At 62.6% G+C, this 20,492-nt stretch carries 15 protein-coding genes and 2 pseudogenes; 7 read left to right on the top strand and 10 right to left on the bottom strand.

The annotated features are described in order from the left end of the window. Window positions 1-94 precede the first annotated feature (94 nt). Window positions 95-1,504: an integrase catalytic domain-containing protein gene (locus HAP54_RS36985; RefSeq protein ID WP_166293515.1), complete on the bottom strand. Its 1,410-nt coding sequence runs from the start codon at window positions 1,502-1,504 to the stop codon at window positions 95-97. A 388-nt stretch (window positions 1,505-1,892) separates the two neighbouring features. Here HAP54_RS36985 and HAP54_RS36990 point away from each other — a divergent pair. Continuing rightward, window positions 1,893-2,667, top strand: a pseudogene (locus HAP54_RS36990) (IS1380 family transposase); the annotation flags it as partial. A gap of 79 nt (window positions 2,668-2,746) precedes the next feature. On the opposite strand, the gene HAP54_RS36995 reads toward HAP54_RS36990, so the two are convergent. Continuing rightward, window positions 2,747-7,765, bottom strand: a complete 5,019-nt coding sequence (locus HAP54_RS36995; RefSeq protein ID WP_224741612.1) for a Ulp1 family isopeptidase — start codon at window positions 7,763-7,765, stop codon at window positions 2,747-2,749. 545 nt (window positions 7,766-8,310) lie between these two features. On the opposite strand from HAP54_RS36995, the pseudogene HAP54_RS37000 reads away from it, so the two are divergent. Both HAP54_RS37000 and HAP54_RS37005 read left to right on the top strand, forming a co-directional pair. Continuing rightward, window positions 8,311-8,739 (top strand): annotated as a pseudogene (locus HAP54_RS37000) (transposase); the annotation flags it as partial. 637 nt (window positions 8,740-9,376) lie between these two features. Then, window positions 9,377-9,610 (top strand): hypothetical protein, encoded by a 234-nt coding sequence (locus HAP54_RS37005; RefSeq protein WP_166295488.1) that lies wholly within the window; start codon window positions 9,377-9,379, stop codon window positions 9,608-9,610. 222 nt (window positions 9,611-9,832) lie between these two features. On the opposite strand, the gene HAP54_RS37010 is transcribed toward HAP54_RS37005, so the two are convergent. The 4 genes from HAP54_RS37010 to HAP54_RS37025 form a co-directional block, all read right to left on the bottom strand. Next, a protein-coding gene (locus tag HAP54_RS37010) for an IS3 family transposase (RefSeq protein ID WP_414645723.1) occupies window positions 9,833-11,010 on the bottom strand; the annotation gives its coding sequence in 2 pieces (ribosomal slippage) (window positions 9,833-10,719 and window positions 10,719-11,010; 1,179 coding nt in all). 29 nt (window positions 11,011-11,039) lie between these two features. Beyond that, window positions 11,040-11,735 (bottom strand): DEAD/DEAH box helicase family protein, encoded by a 696-nt coding sequence (locus HAP54_RS37015; RefSeq protein ID WP_166295490.1) that lies wholly within the window; start codon window positions 11,733-11,735, stop codon window positions 11,040-11,042. Next, the gene (locus tag HAP54_RS37020) at window positions 11,725-13,530 is read right to left on the bottom strand and encodes a phospholipase D family protein (protein ID WP_166295492.1); all 1,806 of its coding nucleotides are present in this window, start codon (window positions 13,528-13,530) and stop codon (window positions 11,725-11,727) included. Before HAP54_RS37020 ends, HAP54_RS37015 begins: the two co-directional genes overlap by 11 nt. Beyond that, window positions 13,527-14,138, bottom strand: a complete 612-nt coding sequence (locus HAP54_RS37025) for a hypothetical protein (RefSeq protein WP_166295494.1) — start codon at window positions 14,136-14,138, stop codon at window positions 13,527-13,529. Before HAP54_RS37025 ends, HAP54_RS37020 begins: the two co-directional genes overlap by 4 nt. Window positions 14,139-14,347: 209 nt before the next feature. On the opposite strand from HAP54_RS37025, the gene HAP54_RS37030 reads away from it, so the two are divergent. Then, window positions 14,348-15,570 (top strand): IS3 family transposase gene (locus HAP54_RS37030; protein ID WP_224741226.1). Its coding sequence is split into 2 segments (ribosomal slippage): window positions 14,348-14,624 and window positions 14,624-15,570, totalling 1,224 coding nucleotides; the frame shifts between segments, so codons are not numbered across the junction. 21 nt (window positions 15,571-15,591) lie between these two features. Here HAP54_RS37030 and HAP54_RS37035 read toward each other — a convergent pair. The 3 genes from HAP54_RS37035 to HAP54_RS37045 form a co-directional block, all read right to left on the bottom strand. Next, on the bottom strand, window positions 15,592-16,149 hold the full coding sequence (locus HAP54_RS37035; protein ID WP_166295496.1) for a hypothetical protein: 558 nt from the start codon (window positions 16,147-16,149) through the stop codon (window positions 15,592-15,594). Between the two features lie 131 nt (window positions 16,150-16,280). Further along, on the bottom strand, window positions 16,281-17,243 hold the full coding sequence (locus HAP54_RS37040; RefSeq protein ID WP_166295498.1) for a calcium-binding protein: 963 nt from the start codon (window positions 17,241-17,243) through the stop codon (window positions 16,281-16,283). A 135-nt stretch (window positions 17,244-17,378) separates the two neighbouring features. Beyond that, the gene (locus tag HAP54_RS37045) at window positions 17,379-18,299 is read right to left on the bottom strand and encodes an alpha/beta fold hydrolase (protein WP_166295501.1); all 921 of its coding nucleotides are present in this window, start codon (window positions 18,297-18,299) and stop codon (window positions 17,379-17,381) included. A 151-nt stretch (window positions 18,300-18,450) separates the two neighbouring features. Between HAP54_RS37045 and HAP54_RS37050 the strand changes: the two genes are divergently transcribed. Further along, window positions 18,451-18,906 (top strand): winged helix-turn-helix transcriptional regulator, encoded by a 456-nt coding sequence (locus HAP54_RS37050; protein ID WP_166306753.1) that lies wholly within the window; start codon window positions 18,451-18,453, stop codon window positions 18,904-18,906. Window positions 18,907-19,005: 99 nt separating this feature from the next. Then, window positions 19,006-19,170 carry a hypothetical protein gene (locus HAP54_RS37055; protein ID WP_166295504.1) on the top strand — a complete coding sequence of 55 codons (165 nt, stop codon included), beginning with the start codon at window positions 19,006-19,008 and terminating at the stop codon, window positions 19,168-19,170. 13 nt (window positions 19,171-19,183) lie between these two features. Here HAP54_RS37055 and HAP54_RS37060 read toward each other — a convergent pair whose 3' ends face one another. Next, window positions 19,184-20,002, bottom strand: coding sequence for an aminoglycoside phosphotransferase family protein (locus tag HAP54_RS37060; protein ID WP_166295507.1), 819 nt, complete (start codon window positions 20,000-20,002; stop codon window positions 19,184-19,186). Window positions 20,003-20,207: 205 nt separating this feature from the next. On the opposite strand from HAP54_RS37060, the gene HAP54_RS37065 reads away from it, so the two are divergent. Beyond that, window positions 20,208-20,465: a hypothetical protein gene (locus tag HAP54_RS37065; RefSeq protein ID WP_029081841.1), complete on the top strand. Its 258-nt coding sequence runs from the start codon at window positions 20,208-20,210 to the stop codon at window positions 20,463-20,465. Window positions 20,466-20,492 lie beyond the last annotated feature (27 nt).

Below are 20,492 nucleotides of genomic sequence, written 5' to 3' on the forward strand. Positions count from 1 at the left end.
GAGATTGCAGCGTGATTTCGATGTTGTGAGCCAAAACTTCCGAGTGTCAATCGGCCTGCAAATTTGACCCCTCGTATTGCCTCAGGAAGTAATGTTACCCGGGATGAAGGTCTACGAACTGCCCCAGACCGGTCTCGAGCCGCGGCCAGCTCGGTGGAGAGGCTGTGGGCGGGGCGGAGTGCTCATCACACGCAGCGCCGTCCACAGCCTCGGGCCGTATTTCATCCACGGGCATGGATACGATGGCTGTCTCCGCCACCTTCCGCCGGAGGGACCGAAGCAGGCGCTGAACGATCGAATGCTGCTTGTCGCTGAACATCGAAGGATCGATCGTGGCGAGCCTGCCCACGATGGCCAGTGCAGTGAGCTGTGGCTCGACGGCGAGCCAGTTCTCGATGATCGCGAGATGGGGATCGAGCTTCGAGGGCATGCGAATACGCTTTTTGTATCGCCGTTTCGGCCGGCGGTGCGTGGCCCGCACTTCGGCGGTGTTTGCCGCCGTGCCGAGCGATCGGGCAAACGAGAGCGGATCAGCCGGCGATACGGTGGGAACCTTCGCAAGACCGCGCTTGCCGATCCGTTCGCCGAGCTCTTCCTGCGCCGTGCGGATCGTGGCAAGCAATTGTATGGGATCGAGAGTCCGATACGTCTGGCGCAGACGGCGCTTGACCGCTGATGGGAGTTTCGGGTGCCCCAGTGCACGTTCGTATGGTGTGGCAGGCGGATGATAGCGTTTGATGATCTTGGCACCCTCGCGGCGCTTCTCTTTGAGCTTGAATGACGGCTGGAAGAAGTTCACCAGCAGGCGCGCCGCCGCGTAGAGACGTGCCATCACGCGGGCCGTCTCGACCCCGTCGAAGCGCCCGTATCCGACGAGCCGCCGGACCACCGCACCGTTCTTCTGCTCCACGAAAGCCTGATCGTTCTTTTTGTAGGCACGTGACCGCGTTACCTCGATCTTCTGTGCTCGGCACCATGGAACGACGACGTCGTTCATGAACGCGCTGTCGTTATCGAAGTCGGCGCCACAGATCACCCACGGGAACAGGCCCTGTGCTCGCGTCATCGCTTCCACGACGAGGCTGCCATCGCGTGTCACCAGGGGCAGGCATTCCGTCCATCCTGTTGCGATGTCCACCATGGTCAAAGTCTGGATAAACGAGCCGGCGACGCTGGTCCCACCGTGCGCGACCATGTCGATCTCGCAAAAGCCTGGCGGCGGGTTTGCCCAGTCATTGAAAGTGCGGATCGGCACCTCGCGTCGAATCGCCGAGTAGAATCCGACTCGCCGCCGGCGCCCCCCAGCAGCCGCAATTTTAACGTCGATCAACATCCGATCGATCGTCGCCGCGCTCAGAGTTGTCAGCAGCGCACGCTCTGCGCTCGTTGGCTTCAGCCGGCCATGCCGCTCGAGTGCGGGCAACAGCACTGGGATCATCGATACGAGGCGCTTACCGCAGACGCGATCGGAGGCTTCCCACAGCGCGATCAGCGCGTCGCGCACGCTGGCGTATTTGCGTCGCCGACTTGTCGCTGGTTCGGTTGGGCTCGTTGCCCCTTCGTCCAGTGGTGGTCTGGGCCTGTCCCTTCCGGCAACCGACAGTGCTCGCACCGCGTGCTTGCGGTGCCAACCCGTCGTTGCTGTCAACTCGTCAAGGATCCGTCCCTTCTCAACTCGTCCAGCCGCACGGTAGCGCCTCGCCACCACGGCCAACACCTCGCGCCTTGCGCCCATGCTGATCCCGCTCGCCATTGGCGCCACCGACCTGATTCGGTAACGCCGCCCCAGTCATCAGCGGAATTGTTCGGTAACATTTTCGATGAGGCAATGCGGGGTCAATTTTGGACGCCGATCCCCCGGCTTAGGGGGGCAATATTGCAGGCCGAATGACAAGCCGGCATCCGTCACGCTCGACATCGATGATACCTGCGATGTCGTCCACGGCCATCAGCAGCTCTCGCTGTTCAACGCTCATTATGACGAACGCTGCTTCCTGCCGATCCACGTCTACGACACGGAGAAGAGCCGGCCCGTGGCGATCGTGCTGCGGCCCGGCAAGACGCCGGGCGGCGTCGAGGTGCGTGCCCATCTGCGCCGCCTGATACGGCATATCCGGACGCGGTGGCACAACACGCGAATTACGTTCCGTGGCGACGGGCACTATGCCCGGCCGGAGGCCATGACGTGGTGCGAGACCAACGGCATCGACTACATCTTCGGTCTGTCCGGCACCAAGCCGCTCGCCAGAAAAGTCGACGAGGCCGCCGACGACATCCGCACCCGACCCGCCATCGAGAACCTGCCGGTTCTGCGTGGCTATACCGAGACGCGCCACAAGGCCAAGTCCTGGGATCGCGAACGGCGTACCGTCGCCCGTATTGAGGCGACGATGCTCGGCCTCGACATCCGCTTCGGTCGTCACCAGCCTCGATGTCGGCTCGGCCGAGTGGATCTACGACAGCCTGTATTGCGCGCGCGGCCAAGCCGAGAATCTGATCAAGCTGCATAAGACACAGCTCGCCTCCGATCGCACCAGCTGCCGTTCGGCGCTCGCCAATCAAGTCCGCCTCGTTCTCCACACCGCCGCTTATTGGCTGATGCTGACCGTGCACGACGCGATTCCCAAAGCCCGGGAATTGGCCACAGCCGAGTTCGCGACGCTGCGCTGGTTCCGGTCCTTCGTGCCCGGGGGCCCAGGCCGTCGGCGTGAGCCGCTCCAGCCTGAGCTATCCGCCCATGGCGACATCAGCCCCTGAGTCGGTTCTGCAGTGCCTGCCGATTGGCAACGAGGTTGCTGAGGTTCAGCAGGTCTGGTTCCCGTCCTTGCTCCAATTGCCTAACCAGCGCCCGCGTGCCGTCCACCACGAAGACGCCGCAATCATACCCGTTCCGCTGCCGGGCCATGCCGGCTGGCTCCAGGCGGAGGTCCAGCCGACCTGCGAGATGTTCTGCATCCTTGTGGTTGAGTCCCCCGTAGGAATCGTAGTGATAGGCGACCGGCCGCCCCCGGTCGCGGCGATCAACGAACAGCAGCGACCAATGGTTGCCGAGGCTATTAGGATCTTGAGGATCGGCATTAATCACGGGCAGGAACAGGAAGTCGGCTGTATCGTTACCATTATCGTAGACGATGCGCTGGAATTCGGTTCGCACGACGCCATCGTCGTTAGAGCGCAGATAATTTAGGACGATGAGGGGATTCACGAACCGCGTCCGGGCGGCGAGATCCGGATGGTACCTCTGCAAATCCTGCTCCTGGAGCCGGTAATCCCTGTCGATATGCTCGTCGCCCAGCCATTCCGTGTCCTCGAGCACCAGCCCGCGGCCGTGGGACGAGGCTGTCGGACCTAAAGCCCCGATCTGAGCATCAGCGGAGGTGCTCGGAAACGGCCGTACAGAATTAGCATCGTCGCGTGATTCGGACGGCGTGGGCGCAGTCAGATCAACCAATGGAAAACCACGGTAGGTGTCTGAGCGAGACCTGGCAGCGGGCGCCGGCTCAAAGTGAGCATCGTCGCGCAATTCGGACGGCGGGGGCGCATCCAGATCAACAAAAGACTCAAGACCGCCGTAGGTGTCTGAGCGAGACTTGGCAGCGGGCGCCGGCTCAAAGTGAGCATCGTCGCGTGATTCGGACGACGTGGGCGCATCCAGATCAACAAAAGACTCAAGACCGCCGTAGGTGTCTGACGGAGCCCTGCTGGTTGATGGTGAGGCCGGCTCTTGCATCTGCCGCCGCGCCAGCTCCTCGCGCAACCACGCCAAAGCTTCATCATCCGAGAAGGCTGGCGCCGGAGAAAGCCCCTGCGGCGAGCCGGGCTGTCGAACGCCCTGGTGATGACCCGGTACTGGCCCGGCAAACGGCGGCGGAAAGTCAGGCGCCGGGCTCCAAGCATTGTCACGCAACTCGAACGGTGCGGGCGGATTCGGATGAACCGCTGCCTCAAGACCGCCTTCGATGTCTGAAGGAGCCCTGGCAGAGTGCGCTGACGCTGCTTCCAGGGTCGGCCACATACTCCAATCAAAGTTGAGCGGCATCTGCGGCGACCAGGTTGAGGTGGACCTGGCAGGTTCCTGCTCTCGAGCTTGGACTATCTCCTGCGCCTGCTCAGGGGGAACCCCGGACCACGGTGGGCCGTCTTCCACCATCAAAGGCAGATCCTGATCGTAACCTCCCTGCGGCGCGCTGTGCGCAGGGGCGCCTCCGACGTACGTCGCGACCGCATGCGGCGCCGTGGCATCTTCGTGCCCGCTCGCCTGCATCATCGGCTGCGCCTGCCATGGCGATGCACCCTGTTGATGGGTGGGGGCCACCGACGTCAGCAGGCGACCGCCTGAATTGGCGATCTCGCTCAGCTGCCGCTCGCCGGCAAGGCCGTGCAGATTGTCTAGGGTCCTCGGCCTCTTCGCTGGCCGCAACTCAGCTGTGTCATGCTCATCGTTGATGAGGACCTCCTCGCTTGGCAGGAGGTTGCTCCTGGCAAGTGCAGCCATCGGCTCGTCCAGGAACTGCTGGCGGTCGTAGCCCCAGTTCAAGGGACGAATGGTCTCTCCGGGATCCGATGACTGGTCATGGCGCGCGGCTGGCTCGAGAGATGACGACGGGCCGGGTTCGTCCATCAGCCCCAAAAGCAAATCCTGATCGTAGCCTTCTGCAGGAAGCCGCTTCTTTGGCCAACTGCCCGCGTCCTGCGACGCGCTGTGCTGCGCAGCGGCGCCGCCGACGGGCCCCGGCTCCATCAGTGCCGCGTCTTCGGGATCAGGAACGGGGGAAATATGGCGCTCGCGCTCCATCGCCTTAGCGCCGGCCTGCGATTTTCGGAGATCAGCCAGTGCGGCACCGATATTCCGATTACCCCCGACCCCGGCGTCTTTCCTATAGCGCTTAACATCTTCATCCAACGTGTTGCCGGAAAGCCGACCAGCAATGCCCTTCTTGTTGTTTTCACGCAGGTAGTCACTGAAACTGCGAAGAACAGCTGCATACATCCTGCCGGTCCCTGTCGCTGCTTCGTTTTTGTACTCTTCGATGAGAGCCACGTCCTGGGGGTGAGGATTTAGCTCAGCGCGGCCTGTGATCGGCACGGCTCCGCCGCCCGTCGACTGGAAGGTCCGGAGATGGTCTATTGCCGGACGGAGTTTCCTGTGATGACCCTTTTCGATGGCCTCGCGCGCATCATCGGTCAGCGACTGGTCGTCGAGCCGAGCAGCAATCGGATCTTTGTTATTTGCGAAGAGCCAGCGGCCGAAGCTGCGAAGAGAACTTACATAGCCGTGGGCGGTTTGGTTGGCGGCGTTGCCATTGCGGAGGGCCTCCTCAAGCCCCGAAATAAGGCGAGCGTCCTCGGAATAAAGAGGCTCCTTGCTCCGCCCTATCAAAACCCCAGCTGACTGAGCCGGCTGCAGCGCCGAGGCGGCCGGCATTGCTCCACCACCTCCACCTGAATTGGCGATCTCGCTCAGCTGCCGCTCGCCGGCAAGGCCGTGCAGATTGTCTAGGGTCCTCGGCCTCTTCGCTGGCCGCAACTCAGCTGTGTCATGCTCATCGTTGATGAGGACCTCCTCGCTTGGCAGGAGGTTGCTCCTGGCAAGTGCAGCCATCGGCTCGTCCAGGAACTGCTGGCGGTCGTAGCCCCAGTTCAAGGGACGAATGGTCTCTCCGGGATCCGATGACTGGTCATGGCGCGCGGCTGGCTCGAGAGATGACGACGGGCCGGGTTCGTCCATCAGCTCCCAAAGCAAATCCTGATCGTAGCCTTCTACAGGAAGCACCTCCTCTGGCCAACTGCCCGCGTCCTGCGACGCGCTGTGCTGCGCAGCGGCGTCGCCGACGGGCCCCGGCTCCATCAGGGCCGCGTCTTCGAGATCAGGAACGGGGAAAATATGGCGCTCGCGCTCCATCGCTTTAGCGCCGGCCTGCGATTTTCGGAGATCAGCCAGTGCGGCACCGATAGTCCGATTACCCCCGGCGTCCTTCCTATAGCGCTCAACATCTTCATCCAACGTGTTGCCGGAAAGCCGACCAGCAATGCCCTTCTTGTTGTTTTCACGCAGGTAGTCACTGAAACTGCGTAGAGAAAATGCATACGTCTTGCTGGTCCCTGTCGCTGCTTCGTTTTTGTACTCTTCGATGAGAGCCACGTCCTGGGGGGGAGGATTTAGGTCAGAGCGGCCTGTGATCGGCACGGCTCCGCCCGTCGACTGGAAGGTCCGGAGATGGTCTATTGCCGGACGGAGTCTCCTGTTATGACCCTTTTCGATGGCCTCGCGCGCATCATCGGTCAGCGACTGGTCGTCGAGCCGAGCAGCAATCGGATCTTTGTTATTTGCGAAGAGCCAGCGGCCAAAGCTGCGAAGAGAACTTACATAGGCGTAGGCGGTTTGGTTGGCGGCGTTGCCATTGCGGAGGGCCTCCTCAAGCCCCGAAATAAGGCGAGCATCCTCGGAATAAAGAGGCTGCTTGCTCTGCCGCCCTATCAAAACCCCAGCTGACTGAGCCGGCTGCAGCGCCGAGGCGGCCGGCATTGCTCCACCACCTCCACCTGAATTGGCGATCTCGCTCAGCTGCCGCTCGCTGGCAAGGCCGTGCAGATTGTCTAGGGTCCTCGGCCTCTTCGCTGGCCTCAACTCAGCTGCGTCATGCTCATCGTTGATGAGGACCTCCTCGCTTGGCGGGAGGTTGCTCCTGGCAAGTGCACCCATCGGCTCGTCCAGGAACTGCTGGCGGTCGTAGCCCCAGTTCAAGGGATGAATGGACTCTCCGGGATCCGATGACTGGTCATGGCGCGCGGCTGGCTCGAGAGATGACGACGGGCCGGGTTCGTCCATCAGCTCCCAAAGCAAATCCTGATCGTAACCTTCCGGGAGGACCAATGGCTGACTGACAGCTCCCTGCGGCGCGCTGTGCTGCGCAGCGGCGTCGCCGACGCGCCACGGCTCCATCAGTGCCGCGTCTTCGGGATCAGGAACTGGGGAAATATGGCGCTCGAGCTCCATCGCTTTAGCGCCGGCCTGCGATTTTCGGAGATCAGCCAGTGCGGCACCGATATTCGGATCCCCACCGGCGTCCTTCCTATAGCGCTTAACATCTTCATCCAACGTGTTGCCGGAAAGCCGAGCAGCAATGCCCGGCTTGCTGCTTTTACGCAGGTAGTCACTGAAACTGCGAAGAACACTTGCATGCCTCTTGCCGGTCCCTGTCGCTGCTTCGTTTTTGTACTCTTTGATGAGAGCCACGTCCTGAGGGGGAGGATTTAGCTCAGAGCGGCCTGTGATCGGCACGACTCCGCCCGTCGACTGGAAGGTCCGGAGATGGTCTATTGCCGGACGGAGTCTCTTGTTATGACCCTTTTCGATGGCCTCGCGCGCATCATCGGTCAGCGACTGGTCGTCGAGCCGAGCAGCAATCGGATCTTTGTTATTTGCGAAGAGCCAGCGGCCAAAGCTGCGAAGAGAACTTACATAGCCGTAGACGGTTTGGTTGGCGGCGTTGCCATTGCGGAGGGCCTCCTCAAGCCCCGAAATAAGGCGAGCGTCCTCGGAATAAAGAGGCTGCTTGCTCCGCCCTATCAAAACCCCCGTTGACTGAGCCGGCTGCAGCGCCGAGGCGGCCGGCATTGCTCCACCACCTCCATTTGAATTGGCGATCTCGCTCAGTTGCCGCTCAAAGGTCGCCGCATCTGCGGACGGCGCGGCGGGTGAACTCTCTTGCGGGCCCGTGCTGTCCGATTGTTCACGCACCCACTTGATCGAGGGGAAATCCATCCCTTCTCCCTTTCAAATTATGAACCGAGCCTTCGATCTGACATGCTGGGAATCAGCAACAAACCACCCTTTACAGCCCTCGACAGGCACGCACCGTGAGCATCGGCAGCCGATGTGCTTCCAGTGCGACCAACCCTGTTAAATGGGGAAGCTGTCGAGAAACTGATGACGACAACGTGCCGCGAGCATGGTGCATGACCTGCGCGCTTCGCCGTCAACAGCCGATAGACCGAAGATTCAGAGACAAAATACTGCTTCTCATCGGTGAGGCGTACGGCCAGCTTTCGCGGCGAGGACTATCTCCAGCCAACATCTTGACAGGATGCGCTGAACGCGCGAGTCAAAATCGAAACGCAACCAACTTTTGGTGCCTTACAATTCAGTATTAATCTTGAAACGCCTATTGCATCGGCGATGTCGTCTAGCCCGCCTTATTCGTCAGAGTGCGCCTGAGAGGCTGGCGAGCGTGGTGTAAAGCGCTGATGCGGCGTAGGATTCGGTTGCAAAGCCACCCCATCACCTTCAGCGCGAACACCACGCCCGCCATGACCGATGATGCGATTCTGCCCTTCTCGTTTCCAGCCGTTCACGCCAAGAAAGTCACAGCTGCCTTCGAAGGCGGTCGGCTGACCTCGAACGGGGGCGTGATGCTTCTGGCGATGGCCGAGCGGCGTCTCGGCTTGGCCGACAATTTGGCCCGGGTGTTCCCGGATCGGCGCGATCCGACGCGGGTCGTGCACAGCCTTGTCGATATGTTCCGCGCGCGCATGTTCGCGATCTGCTGCGGCTACGAGGACGCCGACGACCTCGATCATCTGCGGTCCGATCCCGCATTCAAGCTGGCCTGCGGACGGCTGCCAGACACGGGTCGCGATCTGTGTTCCCAACCGACGCTGTCGCGGCTGGAGAATGCTCCGCGCCTGCGCGACGTGATCCGACTGACCTACACTTTGGTCGACGCATGGATGGATAGCTAGGCTCGAGCGCCCCTGAAAGTGTTGGCCAAGGCATAAATAGAGCGACGAGGGGCCATGGCGCCTTTGCGTCCGGTCGGAGGTAAGCCTGTGCGGTGAATTTGCCCTTCGTCGGCTGACGGGTTGCGCGACGATCCACTTCAGTGCTCAGCCAAGCACTAACCGCCGCCGGCGTTCCCCGATAACGGCTAAACAGTAGCGCTTTTCCACCGATGCGCTCGCCGACAGCAGACGCGCGCCAGCGGCCGCCAAGGGTCCACCAGGGTTGGGTCGGCGAGAGCCAGGGCAAGCTCAGGACGTCACAACTCAGTGTTGCCGTAGGATGCCCCTCTTCGGCAACCAGCGCGCGGAGCTGGGGGTGCGCCGGGCTGCCTCTCTCGCCCGTGATTGTGACGGGAGGCAGGTCGCGTCCGAGTGCCTCGCAAATCTTGTAGTTGAAGAGCATCTCAGCGGGGTACGGCACAGATGACCAGAGGGGCTGCACCCAACTGCACAACGTCTTGGCTTTCTTGTTTACAGCACGCGCAAGATGCCGAAAGGTCACTAAGTCGCGCGACTCCACCTTAGCCTGCAGTTCGAAGCGCTCGAACAACTCGCCAGTTATAGCCGTCGCACGCTCGGTTCGCGCGATCACGGGATGCAGCAATGCCTCCAGCGCGCGCTTTGCGTCGGCCACCGCCGCGAGCGCCTCCGCGGCATCGCCGCGCCGCTCGAGGGCGGCATGGTGGGCCCCGATCGCCGCCTCGATTTCGGCCGCTCTGGAGGTGCCCACGCGCCCGTAGAGGAACCGAACAAGCTGCGCGAAGTGCCCGTAGCGCCCGCCAGGGATTTCGCCGCGGTCGAGCCGCTGCAGCCGATAGGGCGTAGCTGAGAGCAGCAATAGCGCAGGCCCCTCCTCCCCATCGCCGATCAGTGTATCGATCAGTAACCGATGAACGCGGTGACGCTCGGTGCGGAGCACGTCACTCTTGGGCGGCTCGCGTGCGGGGATGATAAGGTCAGCGTAGCGATGGAATTCATCTAGGATGAGAAGATCAGGCCGGCAGCCGCGATCGCGCAGCGCGGTGATCTTCCCCCGAAAAAATGGACAAGGTTAAGCTGCTTTTAGCTCCATCTCGATCGGACTGACATAGCCGATGGCGGAGTGACGACGAGTTCGATTGTAGAAGCCTTCAATGTAAGCAAAGATATCACGTGTGGCCTCTGCGCGTGTTGCATAGTGAGTGTGGTAGACGAGCTCGATTTTGAGCGTGTGAAAGAAGCTCTCCATTGGAGCATTGTCATAGCAGTCGGCCTTGCGGCTCATCGATGCCCTCAAGCCGGCAGATTGCACGACCTTGCGGTATTCCGCCGATGCGTATTGGACGCCGCGATCGGAATGATGGATCAGACCGGCGCCAGGCCGCTGCGCTGAGACGGCCATCCGCAAGGCTGCCAGCGGCAGCTCGGCACGCAAATGATCCGCCATCGCCCAGCCGACGATCCTGCGGCTGTACAAATCCATGACGGTGGCCAGATAGAGCCAACCCTGATCGGTCTCGATGTAGGTGATATCGGCGAGCCAGATCCGGTTCGGCGCAGTGGCGGTGAAGTTGCGCTCGAGCAGGTTCGCCGCGATCGGGAGGTCGTGACGGCTATCGGTCGTCCGCACCCGGCGAGGCCGTGCCATGATGGCCCTGATACCGTGATGGCGCATCAGCCGCTCGATGCGGCCACGGCTCGCCCCGCGGCCCTGGGCCTTCAATTCGACATGGATACGCGGGCTGCCGTAGCGTCCGTTTGTCTCGCGATGGACGCGCTTGATGTCGTCGACAAGCTCACGGTTGGCGACCGATCGCTGGCTCTCCGGCCGGGAGCGCCAAGCATAATAGCCGGCCGGCGAGACACCGAGCACGTCGCACAGGATCGTCACAGGATAGTCGGCGCGGCGATCTTCGATGAAGCGGAATCTCATTTCGGCCCCCCAGCAAAGATCGCGATCGACTTTTTTAAAATGTCGCGCTCCATGCGCAGCCGCCCGTTCTCTCGCTGCAGACGAGCGATCTCCGCCGCGTGGTCCGCCGACGGCAGCGTCGCTTGCGTTGTGGGGCGCCGCGCCGCAGCCGTCGGCTCTCGCCCAGTTCCACGTAGTTCCACCCAGCGCCGCAAAACTGAATCGCGCAGGCCAAGTTCCTTGGCCACCGATCCGATCGAGCGGCCACTCGAAGCGACCAGATCGACCGCTTGCCGCTTATAGTCGTCCGTAAACGACCTACGCTGACGTCCTTCCATCCAACACCTCTCCTGGCTCTTCGAGCCTACTACAGGTGTCCATCAATTCGGAGGAGGTTCACGGCAAGTACCAAAGCGGCTCGGGCACGCAGGATCAACTCCTGAGTATCATTCTTTGGTTGCCTGAACCAGTCAGTGAGGCCGTCGTCGAGCGGCTTGCCCCCCAGCTTCATCACGTCTCGCAGCGCAGCTTGAAACGGGCGCTTAAGATGAGCCGGAGGATCGCTAGGGTCCGCTGGAAACCAGCCGGATTTTCCTGCCGCCTGGCGCGCGCGTTCGACCGAGCGTAGGTCGCGCCAGAGCCTCGGCGTCAGATCGCAGAGAAGCGCTGCGATCAACGAACGTTCGACGACCCGCCCCGTGCGCTGCCCCGCCTTCCATCCCGGCAAGCTGGTGTCGGGTGTGTAGCAGTAGATACCGAAATCGCTGCCGCCGCGGCGAGATCGCTCCTGCAGTACCAGTGATAAGCGATCCTCAGGCTTCTCCCACCCAGGCGCGAGCGCCTGGAGCTTAGTGAGGTTCTGCGCGGCGATGCCGAGATTAGGGCAGAGATAAACAATATTTAGCCGAGCACCGCGGGTTTTTTGCAACTCGGCGGCGATTGCCCTTGCTGACACGGTCTTCCCTAGCCCAACCTCGTCGGCTATTAGAAAACGCCGAGAAGCGCGTGTGAGCGCAGTTACGGCGGCATGGACTGTCTCCTCCTGGAAGCGCTCAAGCGACATGCTTGGCTCCGATCGCTTCCCGGATCACGCCCCAGAAATGCACGACCTCCTGCCACTGCGCCACGGCCTCGGCGTCAGGCCCATCTTCGCCTCCTTGGCGCAGTTCTTCCCTCAGCGCCTTGAGCGTCGTCTCGAGCTCGCGCGCACGTGCCTCGAACTTGTCGGGATTCCGCGCCCATGCAGCGAGCACCTCTTCAAGCGCCAACGGCAGCGTCTCGGCCGCACGATTGTGCTCGGATCCAACCCACCGCCGCGCGCCAGTCCAGGTGGTAGGCTCAGTGGGCAGTATTCCTTCGAGCTGCGCACGTACCCAAGCGCTCGCGCCCGAAAGGCCGATATATGCGGCGGTCGCTGCGCGGTCGCGAGCGTCAGCGTCGTGTCCAGGGAAAGTCACAGCCTGCGCCCAGCGCCGCGGGGCACAATCACCCGCGAGCCTTGCGGCCGAGAAGCAAACCAGTACGGTCTCGAACTTGACCGGTACGCCGCCTGGCACGAGCAGCACCGACTGAGCTCCAGCCGGCCAGCACGCGATGGCATCGGGACGGGTGAGCAGCCAAACGTCCAACTGATGCTCGGCGAGGAAGGGGTCGAGAGACCCCTCAGTCGTGAGGTGAAGCCCTTCCTCCTCCCGCGAAAGGGTGAATCGCGCTTCGAGCAGGATCACTGCTGCTTCATCGAGTGCGCGCTCTGCCGCGCGACGTGCCGCCTCGACGGGATCAACGGCGCCGTCGCCGAGCGGCGGATGGGAATGGACAAAGCTGATTAGGTCCTCCGCAAGCTGGTTCGAGACATCAAGCTCGGCGAGTACCTCCGCGTTGGGACCGTTCATCCCTCGGCGTGTGAGGTTGGCGCTACCGATCCACAGTCGCGATCGCCGCCCTCGTTGGCGCAAAAGCAGTTTGGCGTGAAGCCCCGGTGGCTCAGGTGGTTCGGGCGCCTCCCCATCGGGTGACAGTGGATCGACCGGCATCGGCGGCGCGGCGAGCGGGGAACGCGCCACCGACACCGCCAGGTTGGAGTGAACACTCAGCGCACGCGCCGCAGGCTCAGTGGTGAGTAAACGATTGTCGTTGCTGCCGTGGAATAAGTGGCAGCCGTCGTCATCGACGAACGGGCTGATTGCAAAGGTCCGATCGGGTCGCGGGAAATGTGTGTTGAAAGGCTTGTATTCGCCCGCATGCCGCCATTGCAATCCGCGGAGCCTCACGCCCGAGGGCGCACTCCAGCGAACGCTGGCCAACTCGGCTGCGAGCCCGCCGATCCACTGGACCGGCGCAAGCAATTCGCTTGCCATCGCAGCGATGTTTGGCACGCGAGCGCGACGCCCGCTGCCCACGCTGCCGACAAGCAGCAGCCCGGCCTCACGATCCGTGCCTCCTGTCAGGTTGCGGCTGCCTATCCAAATTCTCCAGTGGACTGTCTCGCTTCGCCCAACATATCGCGCGAGGGCGAGCTTCGGATGATATGATGCCCCGCGCGGTGGCTGGATCGCGTGCAGCCGGCGATCGAGTACGTGGAGAATCTTGTAGTGAAGGTCGGTAGGCCGCAATCGATCTTTCTGATGTACGATATCGATCCGCGGCGAGATTTCCTTAAGCGCCTCAATAAAGCTCAGAGGTCCCGCTTCGAGCTCCTGTTCGCCAGCTTTGCTAAGGGATAGGATAAGTGCGGCGATCGCGACAAGGTCGAGTGAGTACGTCGCAAACACGAGCCGGTCGAGCACCTGACCCGCCATCGGCCGAAGGGCCTCAAAGACCGAGTACGCCGCCTCGCGTTCAAAGCCCGACCCGCTCATTGGGGAGCCAGTTGGTTCAGGAAGGCGGCCACGTGCTCCCAGCGGTAAGTTAGTGGGCCCAGTTCGCGCGGCTTCCAAGATGCTCGGCGCTCATCCGAGGTCGGCGCGAGCAACGCGCGGCCGGGCTTTTGATCCATTTCGCGTTTCCTGTAGATTGGCTGCAAGCGGGAAAAGTCTCCCGCGCCATCTGCAAGCCAAGCTTGGGTCGCCTCGATCAGGGTTACCAGCTTGTCCACGTCATGAACGTCAACCTTTAACCTCACCAAGTCGAGCTTGGCGGCTTCGGCGGCGTAATTTTTCACGGCGGTATCGAGCCAGAGACGCGCATCAGCCATCGCGTCATCACATCCGTCCTTCAGGCGCTGGACCATGGCTGTGTGCAGCGCACGAGCAATCGCTGCGAGCGCGCCCGCGCGCCGAGCGCTGCGCAAGCTAACTTTCTCATCCGTCGAGCAGAGCGCGAGCACCTCTTGGCTTGTCATCGATGCCGGTGCTGCAGCGCGCCTCTCGGCGAGCCGCGATAGCAACGTGGGTCGGTCGAGCGGATCGCGCGTCCGCGCCCAGGCGCGACGAATGCGACCCGCCTCATCGTTGCGGTTGTCGAGCACGAAATTAAGCGGCTCACCCGCTACGGACCAGTTCGCCGGTGGGGACGGCGCGTCGACAAAGATCGGCAGCGCCGGCTCGGCGTCGACCTCAGGTCCGGAGCGCCTGCTGGTTAACTCGTCCCAACGTGAATGGACTGAAATGGACCCCGATTTTGGGACCAGAGGTTAAGTTGGAAAAGGGCCGCTCCGTTTGATAGACGGAGGGCATGATGACGACGAAGACGAGACGCAAGATCGACGCGGCACTGAAGGCAAAGATTGCGCTGGAAGCGGTGCGGGAGCAGGCGACGGTGGCCGATCTGGCCCAGCGCTATGAGGTTCACCCGAACCAGATCTATGCCTGGAAGAAGCAACTGCTGGACCAGGCGGCGCGGGCCTTTGATGCGGGTGTCGGGCGCGAGAGCGAGGAAACGCGCGAACGCGAGATCGAGAAGCTGCACGCCAAGATTGGACAACTGACGGTCGAGCGCGATTTTTTAGCGCGGAGGTCCGGAAGATGAGCACGCCGGACCGTCGAGGAATGCTCGATCGCGCCGACAAGGCGCTGTCGATCCGTCGGCAATGCCTGTTGCTTGGCATCGCGCGCTCCGGGGTCTACCGGCCGCCCCGGCCGGCCAACGACAACGACCTTGCCCTGATGCGGCGGATCGACGAGCTGTTCATCGCCTGGCCGTTCCTGGGCTCGCGGCGAATGACCGCAATGCTGAAGGCTGAGGGGCTTCAGGTCAATCGCAAGCGCGTGCAGCGGTTGATGCGCAAGATGGGCATCGCGGCGCTGGGACCGAAGCCGAACACGACGAAGCCGGCGCCGGGCCACAAGATCTATCCTTATCTGTTGCGCAACATGACGATCGACCGGCCGAACCAGGTGTGGGCCGCCGACATCACGTATCTGCCCATCGGCCGTGGCTTTCTTTATCTCGTCGCCATCATCGACTGGGCGAGCCGTGCGGTTCTGGCGTGGCGGTTGTCGAACACGATGGACGTCTCGTTCTGCGTGGCGGCTCTGGAAGAGGCGCTGGCGAAGTACGGCAGGCCGGAGATTTTCAATACCGACCAAGGCAGCCAGTTCACCAGCGCGGCCTTCACCGGCGCGTTGGCGGGCGCAGGGATCAAGATCTCCATGGATGGCCGCGGTCGTTGGATGGACAACGTCTTCATCGAGCGGCTGTGGCGGTCGCTCAAGCATGAGGACATCTATCTCAAGGGCTATGCCGACGGCCGCGAGGCCAAGGCAGGGGTCGCGAGCTGGATCGCCTTCTATAACGATCGTCGCCTTCATCAGGCGCTCGGCTATCGCACGCCGATGGCGGTCTGGCGCGAACGGATGCAGGCCGCGAAGGCTGTGGACATGGTGGACAACGCTGACGCGTTGACCACATGCCCCAGCAACAGCAGCAGACAGAGTCTCTGGCAGCGTGATAGGAAGTAATCAGGAGCGGTCAGTTTCCAACTAACAAACCGGCTCAAGCGGTCCCGCTCCGCGGGTCCATTTCTCTTCTGCCGCGCCACCATAGATGCTGTCGTTGCCCAACCCGCCGTAGAAGGATGCTCTGCCAACCAGCCCATTGCCGGTGAATGCAATCACATCATCCCCATTGCCGCCCAGGACCACTGGCTGGGGGCCATCGTCGTGATCGTAGGACCCATAAAGGCTATCGTTCCCGTCGCCTCCATCCCAATGCACAGCGAACCCGGTGACAAGATCATTGCCGCCGCCTCCATATGCAATGCCATCGTAGTTTGCGTTGAAGAGAGCATTGATGGTGTCGTCGCCGTCACCACCATAACCTCCTCCCTGGCCGACGACCGTGATCAGATCATTCCCCGCGTCGCCATACAATGCGCCGACGCTAGAGATGGTGTCGTTGCCAGATCCACCGTAAACCGCGCCGCCAAATCCCCCTTCAGGGAGAGAAAGATTGTCACCTCCCTCACCACCGTAAAGCGTTTGGGGACCCAGCCCACCGTACCCGCCGGCAAGTGTATCGTTTCCATCCAGGCCATACATGGCATCTTCGGGGCCCGTATGGCTGTCGTCCCCCGACGTTCCTACGTATGTGACCAAGCTTCCCTCCTAAAGGTCTTGAGCTCTTCCGAGCGAATATCAACGCCACGCCGGCAGTGTGCCGCCCAGCCGCGCTAGCTCACGATCGTGAAATTCGCCGCCGTGACCGTGCCCGCGGTGGCACCGTTCAGCCAGACCGCAGTGTCGGTATCGATCTGCACCACGAAGTAAGCGCCGTTCTGATATGAGTGCGAGAGCACGTCGGCGAATGAGGTGAAGCCGCTGCCGTTGAGCTGCACGGTATCGGTGGCTGGAGTCCAGTCCTGAACCACCTGGATGCTCGGGACATCGTTGGAAACGAAGGTGTTGTTGCCGCCTCCGCCAAAATAGTAGTTCACGCCGGTGCCGCCGTCGAAGTAGTCGTTGCCGGCGCCGCCATAGGCCGTGCCGCCGCCGGAAGGCATGTACAGGTAATCATTGCCCGCGTTGCCCTCGAGAAGGTCGACACCCTGATCACCAATCAGGATGTCTGCACCTTGCCCGCCGTAGATGCTGTCGTTGCCCTGCCCTCCGTAGGCCATCACGGTCTCGGCAACTGACCCAGACCCGCTGACGATGATCGCATCGTTTCCGTCGCCGCCCTGGATGACAATGAGGCCGCTTAAGCCGATCGGCCCGTCATAGATCGTATCGTCGCCGCCACCGCCGTCGATCGCGGAGCCCTGTCCAGTGATGGTGTCGTTACCGAGGCCGCCATAAGCGCGGCCCGTGTCGAAAAAACCATCCCAGCCGGTGGAGATTATGTCATTGCCTTCGCCACCGTAGGCGATGCCACCCGACGCCTGGATCGAGTCGTCGCCGCCAGCTCCCGTTACGGTGGCGTCGAAGCCGGAAACAGTGTCGTCGCCTTCGCCACCATAGACAGTGTCGTTATGAAAAGAACTCGAGCTGAGACTGTCGTTGCCGTTGCCGCCATAGACAACGCTCCCGGTCATCGTGGCAGCGAGCGTATCGTTGCCGTCCAGACCGTAAAGGACGTCCTCACCAGCAGCGGCCGTGTGGTTGTCGTCGCCGAGGGTTCCAACGTAGGTGGTCACCAGAAATTTCCTTCCGGAGCTGAATGCAACGCCGGAATGTTAGCAGCCTGATTGTGTTGACGCGAGTCTCGCGCGAGGTACAACCTGGCGCAGGTAGCTCTCGCGGCGCTCCTGCCCTCCTCGATCGACGAGCCCTCAGGTCTGCCGGATGAACTCCGCGATCAGGCCGCCGGTTTGCTGCGGGGCATCCTCGAAGCAGTAATGGCCGACGCCGGCGAGACGCCTGACCGGCGCCGCGGGGAAGATCGCGGAAAACAGCGGCAGGAAATGTTCGGCACGCAATGTGCGATCCGCTTCGCCCCAGATCGCAAGCGCCGGCTTGCCGCGGATCGCGCGGTCGGCGGCCGGACCGGGCGTCTCGAAGGTGTGCGCGCCGGTCGCAAACCCCTTGGCCCATCCGATCGCACCGAGGCAGTCGGCGGGACGCGCGAAGGGCGAGCCGTAGGCCGCAAGCCATGAGTCGGTGATCACAGCGTTGTTCTCAAAGCCGTTGAGCTTGAGCGTGCTCAGGATGTTGAAGCCGAGCTGTCCGAGAACCGGCTCGAGCTCGCCGCTCGCCTCGGCCTTGGCGATCCATTGAAACCATGGCGAAGCTAGCGCATTCGCCGTGACGCGCTCGAACAGATCGCTCTGCCCGAACGGCGTCGGCCCGTTGGCCGAGATGATGCGGCGGATGCGACCCGGATGCCGGGCCGCGAGTCCCATGCCGACCGGGCCGCCGAAATCATGCATGATCAGGGTGACGCCGGTGAGATCCAGCGCGAGGACCAGCGCTTCGAGATTGTCGACATGGTCCTGCAGCCAGTAGCTGCGCTGCGGCGGTGTCGCGCTCTTTCCAAACCCCATGTGATCCGGAACGATCACGCGATGGGTCATGCTCAGGCCTGAAATCAGGTGACGGAATAGATAGCCCCAGGTCGGTTCGCCATGCAGGCAGAGCACCACCTCGCCGTCCCGCGGGCCCTCGTCGACATAATGCATCCGGAAGCCGGGAGCTGCGGTGAAATGCGGCGCGAAGGGAAAGGTCCCGTCGAACGTGGCGTCGGGTTGGATCATGACTGACCTCGCATGGTTTTAATTTGAAACCATCGTGTATCGCTTGTGGTTTTACTTTGCAACCGGTATATCGAGCCCGAGATGGTTGACGGTCTCTCCAACCGCGCCATTCAGCCGATCAATCGAGATGAGGAGCGGCAGGCGGATCGCGATGGCGAAAAGAGTGAGCCACAAAGACTCCATGTGCGGCGTGGCACGACCGCTGGATGCGATCGGCGATTGGTGGTCGCTGTTGATCGTCCGCGATGCGTTCGACGGGCTGCGCCGGTTCGGCGAGTTTCAGAAGAGCCTCGGGCTCGCCAAGAACATCCTCTCGGCCCGGCTCCGCAATCTCCTGGCGCACGGCATCATGGAAACCGTACCCGCGGCGGACGGCAGCCCCTATCAGGAGTACGTCCTGACCGAGAAGGGACGCGGGCTCTTCCCGCTTCTTGTCGCGCTCCGGCAGTGGGGCGAGGATTTCTTCTTCGAACCCGACGAGGCGCATGTGCTGCTGGTCGACCGCAAGACCGGGCAGCCGGTACGGCGGCTGGAGCTGCGCGCGCAAGACGGACGCGTCGTTGGCGCTGAGGACACGATGGTCCGCCTGCCGCCCGCGTCGCCCTAGAAAGAGACCGCGTGAGAAGCGCCGCGATGCGCACGCTCCGTGACAGCAACCGGATATTAACCCTCCTTGCCGCAGCATCCGCGCGTGGAGGTATGACCAATGCAGACATTCCGGATTTCGCTGAGTGATGGGACGCGGAAATTCCACACGGTGATTCAGGCCCCTGATTCAGCCTCCGCGCACATCAAGGCCGCCTACTTCTTCGATACCTCGAAGTGGCGGATTCTCAGTGTTTCAGTGACCACCGCCGCGATGGCCGCGTAAGCTTCCACAAACGCTAGCCTGTTCGGTCGAGTTCGGCGGCGGCAAGCCGTGCGATCGCAAGGTCGATCTCGGCCAACGGATCGCCGTCGCCGAGAAACCAGGCCGCCGACAAGCCGGTCCAGGCGACGATCCATGACAGCAGACGCCGGCGATCGAGCCGTGCAGCCTCCACGACGATGTCGAGACGCCGCGCAAAGCGCCCGGGTTCGGTCGCAACCGGCCGCGCCGGGTCGGCGAGATCCGGATTGGTGAAGATGTTGGCGAAGTCGAAGCCTCGCTCGCCGACGAGATGCTTCGGATCGATCGCGAGCCAGCCCCGCGCGCCAAAGTCGAGCACGTTGTCATGGTGCAGGTCGCCGTGCAGCACCACGATCTCGCGTTGATTGCCGAGCAGGGCTTCGGTCACTTCAGCCGATCGGTTCAGGATGCCGCCATGCGCCCTCGCAGCGGGCCATAGCTCACCAAACCAGTGTGTCAGCGGCGTCAGATCCGGCCGCGGCTTTGCTCTCTCTGCGTGGAGCCGATCGGCCGTCGCACAGAGAATCCTGCAGGCCTCATCGTCCCGGCCGGTTCGCGCCATCGCGCTGAGCGAAGCCGAACCCGTCGCCCTTTCGAGCAACAGCGCGTTGCCATCGTGGGCGAGGACGCGCGCCGCGCCGTCTCCGTCCCACCACGCCATGACGATGGCGCCGAAGCACTCGTCCGGCTCGCTCGAGAGTTTGAGCATTGCGGGTTCGCCGTGCCGCCGCACCGGCAGCAACCGCGCGGCGTGCGTCATGATCGGGTGGCCGTCGGGGACGAGGCTCCAGGCCGCGAGATAGGGTTCGAACATCAGGTGGATTGACCGGGGATGGAGAAACGAGCCCCCGTCTTTCTAGTCATCACACCTGCACGCACTGCCACGGCTGCTCCCTGCGGCGCATCGTGGCAGGCCCAGCTCGAACCGGTTCCCCCGCCGCCCTGCCCATGTTGGCTGATGACAGCCCCCACCCATCTCGCGCTACAATGTCGCAGCCGGTGCTACGGAGGGTGTGGTGATGCCGCGAAAGGGAATTACCGGACACGACGATTGGGTGGTCACGGAGGCCCTGGCCACGGCGCTGGTCGCGCTCGAGCAGCTGCCGTCGAAACATCAGCCGCGCGCGCATATGGAGGATGTCCGGAAAATCCTGACCTCGCGATGTGAGGCCGGCGCCGTCACGCTGCATCTTGCGCAGGCCAAGTGCCGGTTGTTTCCGGATACCGATCCGCTGACCATCTATGAGGAATACGGCCTCAAGGATGGACTGGGATAGCGGCCGCGGCGGCGGCTGACTGACCGC

Source organism: Bradyrhizobium sp. 2S1, assembly GCF_011516625.5.
GTDB lineage: Bacteria > Pseudomonadota > Alphaproteobacteria > Rhizobiales > Xanthobacteraceae > Bradyrhizobium > Bradyrhizobium septentrionale.

Coding starts and splice junctions, on each gene's coding strand:
- HAP54_RS37020 (WP_166295492.1), bottom strand. CDS start 13,530: ATGAGCGGGTCGGGCTTTGAACGCGAGGCGGCGTACTCGGTCTTTGAG.
- HAP54_RS37055 (WP_166295504.1), top strand. CDS start 19,006: ATGCAGACATTCCGGATTTCGCTGAGTGATGGGACGCGGAAATTCCAC.
- HAP54_RS37005 (WP_166295488.1), top strand. CDS start 9,377: ATGCAGCAATGCCTCCAGCGCGCGCTTTGCGTCGGCCACCGCCGCGAG.
- HAP54_RS37065 (WP_029081841.1), top strand. CDS start 20,208: ATGCCGCGAAAGGGAATTACCGGACACGACGATTGGGTGGTCACGGAG.
- HAP54_RS37060 (WP_166295507.1), bottom strand. CDS start 20,002: ATGTTCGAACCCTATCTCGCGGCCTGGAGCCTCGTCCCCGACGGCCAC.
- HAP54_RS37045 (WP_166295501.1), bottom strand. CDS start 18,299: ATGATCCAACCCGACGCCACGTTCGACGGGACCTTTCCCTTCGCGCCG.
- HAP54_RS36995 (WP_224741612.1), bottom strand. CDS start 7,765: ATGGATTTCCCCTCGATCAAGTGGGTGCGTGAACAATCGGACAGCACG.
- HAP54_RS37050 (WP_166306753.1), top strand. CDS start 18,451: ATGGCGAAAAGAGTGAGCCACAAAGACTCCATGTGCGGCGTGGCACGA.
- HAP54_RS37015 (WP_166295490.1), bottom strand. CDS start 11,735: ATGTCGCTTGAGCGCTTCCAGGAGGAGACAGTCCATGCCGCCGTAACT.
- HAP54_RS37035 (WP_166295496.1), bottom strand. CDS start 16,149: ATGTATGGCCTGGATGGAAACGATACACTTGCCGGCGGGTACGGTGGG.